The sequence below is a fragment of the Povalibacter sp. genome (assembly GCF_036735925.1).
Classification (GTDB): domain Bacteria; phylum Pseudomonadota; class Gammaproteobacteria; order Steroidobacterales; family Steroidobacteraceae; genus Steroidobacter.
Genome location: NZ_DAINNK010000138.1, coordinates 1 through 6560, shown reverse-complemented (window position 1 = coordinate 6560; position 6560 = coordinate 1). Strand labels below are relative to the sequence as shown.

Below are 6560 nucleotides of genomic sequence, written 5' to 3'. Positions count from 1 at the left end.
GCATGCGTCACGTCGTGGTGACCGGTGCGGACGACGACAACATCGACCTGGATACGGGCTACAAGGGCACGCTCCAGTACGTGATCGCGGTCCAGAAGACCTCGGGCAACGCCGATTCGATCATCGAACTCGATTCCGCCAATACGCTCGAAGATCAGTCGCCGCGTACGAACATGAAGATTGCTAACTTCACGTTCGTGCATCGCAATCCTGCGACCGGCAACAATGCGGCGATGCTGTTCCGCGGCAAGGCCGACGCTACCTTGGTCAACGGCGTGGTCGTCAGTCCGATGGCCTGCCTGCGCCTGAACGGCAGCAACATCCTCACCGCCGATGCGGCGACCGACAAAGTGGGACCGCCGGTGTTCCAGTCTGTCGTCATGCAGTGTGCCGCCACCCAGTTCGTGGGTTCGGGTGGTGTGACCGCCGACCAGGTTGCGACGACCTTCAATGCGGGCGCCAACAACAATGCCTCCTTCACCGCGACGCTGACGAACACGTTCGTCAACGGCGCGAATGAAACCGCCGTGGTTGCCACGGATCCGAAGACGCTCGATGCAGCATTCGACACCACCACCTACGTAGGCGCGGTGAAGGATGCCAGCGATACCTGGTACGCAGGCTGGACCTGCAACTCGGTCACCGCGAACTTCGGTACGACCAGCACGGCCTGCACTTCGCTGCCGTCGCTCGCCGACTGATGGCTCGTCCCCTGCGGCGGACGCAATCCGCCGCAGGGGAATCCTGAATCACCACATCAATGGCAAGCACACCTATGGCCAAACCGCGCACCTGGGGCATGGTCCTCGCTGCAACCGCGTTTTCCACGCAGGCATTCGCTCAATCGGCCCTCGAGGTCGATGGCTCCGCTCCGCCGGAGGCCGCCGCGACCCTGGCTGCACTCACGCCGTCTCCTGCTCCGGACGCCTCGGTCGACGTGGCCATGCCCGGCGGCATTCCCGGCGTGGTCGTCGTCGGCAGGCGCGAGCGCGATGTGCAAAGAGAAACGACGCAGGTCATCACCGTGCTGTCGAACGAAGACATCGCGCGCACCGGCGAAGGCGACATCGCCGGCGCGCTCGGCCGCGTCACCGGTCTGAGCGTGGTGGGCGGCGGATTCGTCTATGTGCGCGGCCTGGGCGATCGCTATTCCCTGGCGTTGCTCAATGGCTCACCGCTGCCGAGTCCCGAGCCGATGCGTCGCGCCGTGCCGCTCGATCTGTTTCCGACCGACGTGATCGCCTCGTCGCTGGTGCAGAAAACCTATTCGCCGAACTTCCCCGGCGAGTTCGGCGGCGGCGTCATCAACCTGACCACGCTGGCCATTCCGAAGCAGCCGTTCCTGGATCTGAATTTCGGCCTCAGCGGTGATACCGAAACGACCGGACAGGTCGGCTACGACTACTACGGCAACAAGTACGACTGGACCGGCTACGGCAATCGCGACACGCCGCCCGCGCTCGCCGCGTTCCTGGCGAGCGGCCAGCGCATCAGCGCCGGCAATGTCGACACGGGTGCCATCGCCAGCCAGCTCGTCAGCAAGAACAACGGCCTGGTGCAGAAGATCGATGAAGTCTCGCCCAACTACTCCGGGACGATCACGGCGGGCGACAGCTGGGAGTTCGACAATTCGCAACTCGGCCTGATCGCCACCGCCTCGTTCAACAACGCCTGGCGCACGCGTGATATCACCGAGCAGACGCCGGGCAGCTTCGATCTGTCCGTCATCGACAAGGACTATCGCACGGTGTCGACGGAGAACCGCGCCATCGCCAATGGGCTCGTCGGCCTGGGTTATGAGTTCGGCGAAGGCACGCTGCGCTGGACCAACCTCTACATTCACGACACGCTGAAGCGGTCCGATCTGGGCGAAGGCACGCAGAGCAGCCAGCGACCTGGCGTCGATTTCCAGGATCAGGCCACGGCGCTGTACGAGCGAACCCTGATGAGCACGCAGCTGACCGGCAGTTTCAACCTGGATCCCGTGACGCTCGGCGCCCGTGCCTCGTACTCGAAGTCCGAGCGGGATGCGCCGTACGAGCTGGAGATCGGCTACTCGCGCAGCAACCAGGCCGCGAGTCCCTACGGCGCGTACTACATCAATCGCCTGGACAATGGTCAGACCGGGTATGCCGATATCGCGTTCTCGAAGCTCGACGAAGATCTGTGGTCGGCAGGCGCGGACATCTCGGTGCGGGTCCTGCCGCGAATGGTGTTGTCGGCGGGCGTGGATATCGCAGACACCGAGCGCGATTCCACGCGCCGCGCGTTCCAGATCGTTGCTCCGTCGAACTTTCCGAGCGGCGTCGCCATGCTGCGGCCGGACTATCTGCTGAGCCCGGCAGTCATCGATCATTTCGACATCGGGCTGGTCGAGACCACGGAAACGGATCCGGCGTTCAACGCCACGCTGCGCACCGAGGCGGGGTACGGTCAGCTGCAGGCGGAGTTGATCGACGGGCTCGAGCTGAGCGCCGGTGCGCGGTACGAACGCGGCGAGCAGGATGTTCGCCCGCTGCAGGTTTTCGACACGCTGACGAACTCCGGCGCCTCGACCCACATCGAGAACGACTATGTGCTGCCGGCAGCGACGCTCACGTACAAATTCCGCGAGGACATGCAGGTGCGCTTCAACGCCGCCAAGACGATCGCGCGTCCGCAGTTCCGCGAGCTGATGTTCCAGCGCTATTTCGATCCGGAGACCAATCGCACCTACCGCGGCAACCCGTTGCTGACGGACAGCGAATTCGCCAATGCGGAAGCGCGCTACGAGTGGTACTTCGCGCCGGAGCAGCGCTTCACGGTCGCCGGCTTCTACAAGAAGATCGACAAGCCGATCGAGGCGTTCACCGGCTTCAACGACAACAACCCGGAAACCAGTTTCGCCAATGCGCCCGAGGCGGTGCTCTACGGCGCCGAGCTGGAAGTGCAGAAGTATTTCTCCCTGGGCGACCATTTCCAGGGAGAGTTTCTCGGCTCCCGCCGTGCGGTGATCGTGGCCAACTACACGTACAGCCGCTCGGAGATCAACGTGGAAGACGGCGACACCGTGAGTGTGTACGGCACGGCGACGCAGCCGGCGAGCAACTTCTTCGTGGATGGCAGCCCGTTGACCGGCCAATCCGATCACCTGGTCAATCTGCAGCTCGGACTGGAGAACTCGGGACGCCTGTCGCAGCAGACGCTTCTCGTGTCCTACGCGAGCGACCGGGTGACCAGTCGCGGCCCGGCGGGTCTGCCGGACATTTACGAAGCCCCGGGCTGGCGCCTGGATTTCGTCGCGCGCGAGGCGTTCACGCTGTTCGATACCAATATGGAAGCCAAGCTCGAGGTGCGCAACATTCTCGGAACGGGCTACGAGGAGTTCCAGGAGCGCGACGGCAACACCGTGTACTACAACAAATACGACGTGGGTACGCTGTTTGCCGCTTCGCTGACCATGAGCTTCTGAACCGATGGCGTGCCGCAGGAAAGCTGCGGCACGCCGGCTTTAACGATTTCGTAACTCTTCCTTCACAAAGGCGCGCCGTCCGGCGTCGCCTGCAATCTTTCTGTAACAGAGCGCCGGTATAAAACCGGTCATCGACCGCACGACGGGATCGTCGATCCGGTGCGGCGGCGACTCATTCACTACCGGAGTTCACATCGTGAAGAACATGCTGATTGCCACCGCAGTCACGGCAGCGCTGTTGCAGTTGCCGGTGGGCGCGTTCGCGGCCAGCGCGGACGAACTGGGCCAGATCCGCGAGCAGCTGCAGAGCCTCATGCAGCGCGTCGACAAGCTCGAACAGGAGAACACCGAACTCAAGGCCGAGAACGAAACCCTCAAGGCCCAGGATGATTATCTGAAGGCGGAAACCAAGGGCCTGCGCAAGGACACGGCAACGCTGGCGTCGGACGCGGGCAAGGTGAAGGGCGCCGATTGGGCGGGTCGCATCACGGCGAAGGGCGACCTGCGCTATCGCTATGAATGGATCGAAGATCCCACACGCAAGGGCGTGGTCGCCGGGCTGCAGGGGTTCAACGATGAACAGCAGAGCCGGCACCGTATCCGCGCGCGTCTGGGTTTCGACGCCAAGATCACCGATACGCTACTCGTCGGCCTGCAGGTGGCGACCGGCGGCGATGATCCGCGTTCCTCGAACCAGACGCTCGGCGGCACCAATTCACGCAAGGCCATCGGTTTCGATCTCGCCTATTTCGACTGGAAGTTCGCGACCTGGGGCGATCTGATCGGCGGCAAGATGAAGTATCCGTTCTATCGTCCGGGCCAGAGCCTGTTCTACGACGGCGACGTCAATCCCGAAGGCTTGGCGATGCAGTTCAATCGCGGCATGTTCTTCGGCAGCGCCTGGGGCTTCCTGATCGACGAGCGCAACAATGCTGCGCGTTCTGCCACGAGCAGTTCGACACCGCCGACCACGACGCTGACCAACTGCATCGCCGATGCCGGCCGCACCTGCACCAAGGATGTCTACTCGCTGGGTGCGCAGTTCGGTGCGCGCTTCCCGGTCGGCGAATCGACGCTGGTGGCTGCCGTCGGCTATTCGGACCTGAAGAATGGCCAGGGGCAGCGCCCGTTCTACAACGCCAATGCCAACGGCAACACGCTGACCGGGCCGTTCAGCGGCCTGGCCTACGACTTCAACATCGTCGAGGGCCTGCTGGAATTCAACACCCAGATCGGCCTGCTGCCGTTGCAGGTGTGGGGCAACTACGCACAGAACGAAGACCCGGATGACATGAACACGGCCTGGGCGGCCGGCGTGCTGTTCGGCAAGGCCAGCAACTATCGAACCTGGGAAGCGGGTGTGGCTTACCAGTCGATCGGCAAGGACGCGCTCTTCGGTCAAGTCGTCGATTCGGACTTCGGCGACGGCACGACGGACACCGAAGGCTGGGTCTTCCGCGCCGGCTACGCGCCGGTGAAGAACGTGACGCTCAATGCAACGTACTTCCTCAACGAGCGTTTCGTCGACGTGCCGGTCAACGCCGTCTACGGCAGCAAGACGGACTACGATCGGCTGCAGGTCGATTTCAATCTGAAGTTCTGATCCGCGCCGCAGCGGCCCCCTCCCTGACCCTCCCCCGCGAGCGGGGGAGGGGAACAGAAAGCCGTGCGCTTGCGGCCGCAACCTGTCGCGGGGTATACAGCCTGCAATCGCTCATACCGGTCGTGTCATGGAAAAAGCCGATCTCTCGCATCACATCCTCAGTCGTTACAACGACGATCTCGAACGCGTCCGTACCAACGTCCTGCAGATGGGCGGCCTCGTCGAAGAGCAGCTCAAGCTGGCTGTCGAAGCATTGGTCGAAGGCGACAGCCGGCTCGGCGAGCAGGTCGCGCACGGCGATGTGAAGGTCAACGCGATGGAAGTCGCGATCGACGACGACTGCAGCCGCATCCTGGCCACTCGCAGTCCGGCGGCGTCCGACCTGCGACTGATCGTCGCGGTCATCAAGACCATCACCGATCTCGAGCGCATCGGCGACGAGGCAGAAAAGATCGGTTACATCGGCTCCCGCCTGGCGGCGGTGGAGCGGCCCGCGGATCGCTATCGCGAAATCAAACACCTCGGTCGCATCGTCGGCGACATGGTGCACGAGGCGCTCGATGCCTTTGCCCGGCTGGACGCGGAAGGAGCGGTCGCGATCGCGAAGAAGGACCGGCTGGTCGACGAGGAATACGAAGCGATCCAGCGCCAGGTCATCACTTTCATGATGGAAGATCCGCGCACGATCCGTCGTGCGCTGGACGTGCTGTGGGTCGCGCGTGCGCTGGAGCGCATCGGCGATCACGCCAAGAACGTCTGCGAGTACGTCGTGTACATGGTGTATGGCAAGGACATCCGCCATGTCTCGCTGGAAGACGTCGAGAAGCAGATACAGACGCGCACCCAGCGCGGCACGGGAGATCCGGCGGCGAGTCGTTGAGGTCTCCAATCTCTTCCTGTGGGGCCGGCTTCAGCCGGCCTCTGACTGTAGGTCAGGCTTCAGCCTGACAGTTTTAGGCCGGCTGAAGCCGGCCCCACAGCAAGAGAAGATCAGCAGACTCCATTCGTGATCTGGCCGACCCGCGCCCGATCCCGATAGACTGCCGCGATGAAATCGCTGCCAGTCTCCCGTCGCGTCGGCAACACCCTGGGCTTTCTTTTCTGCGCGTGCCTGATGGGCTATGCGCTCTATGCCCAGCACGTGCTCGGCCTCGAACCCTGTCCGCTGTGCATTTTCCAGCGCGTCGCCGTCATCAGTGTCGGCGTGCTGTTCCTGATCGCTGCCTTGCACAACCCGGGACGAACCGGTGCGCGCTGGTACGGCGGCCTGCTGCTGTTCGCGGTGCTCGCAGGCAGCCTGATCTGCATCCGCCACATCTGGATTCAGGCGCAACCGCCCGGCACGGTCGCCGCCTGCGGGGCGAGTCTCGACTATCTGCTGGACATCATGCCGGTCACCGAGGTCATCACGAAGGTACTGACGGGCTCCGGCGAATGCGGCAAGGTCGACTGGACGCTGCTCGGCCTGTCGATGCCGTGGTGGGTGCTGTTTGCGCTGCTCGCCGC

Annotated in this window: 4 protein-coding genes and 1 pseudogene; all 5 read left to right on the top strand. The window is 63.5% G+C overall.

What is annotated here, in order from left to right:
* A pseudogene (locus tag V7D81_RS22635) lies at nt 1-701 on the top strand (hypothetical protein); the annotation flags it as partial.
* Between the two features lie 74 nt (nt 702-775).
* The gene (locus V7D81_RS22630) at nt 776-3451 is read left to right on the top strand and encodes a TonB-dependent receptor domain-containing protein (protein WP_324320590.1); all 2676 of its coding nucleotides are present in this window, start codon (nt 776-778) and stop codon (nt 3449-3451) included.
* 205 nt (nt 3452-3656) lie between these two features.
* Nucleotides 3657-5054 (top strand): putative porin, encoded by a 1398-nt coding sequence (locus V7D81_RS22625; protein ID WP_324320593.1) that lies wholly within the window; start codon nt 3657-3659, stop codon nt 5052-5054.
* 127 nt (nt 5055-5181) lie between these two features.
* The gene (gene phoU, locus V7D81_RS22620; protein WP_324320588.1) at nt 5182-5934 is read left to right on the top strand and encodes a phosphate signaling complex protein PhoU; all 753 of its coding nucleotides are present in this window, start codon (nt 5182-5184) and stop codon (nt 5932-5934) included.
* Between the two features lie 168 nt (nt 5935-6102).
* The coding region (locus tag V7D81_RS22615) for a disulfide bond formation protein B (RefSeq protein WP_324320586.1) at nt 6103-6560 on the top strand (458 nt) is incomplete at its 3' end.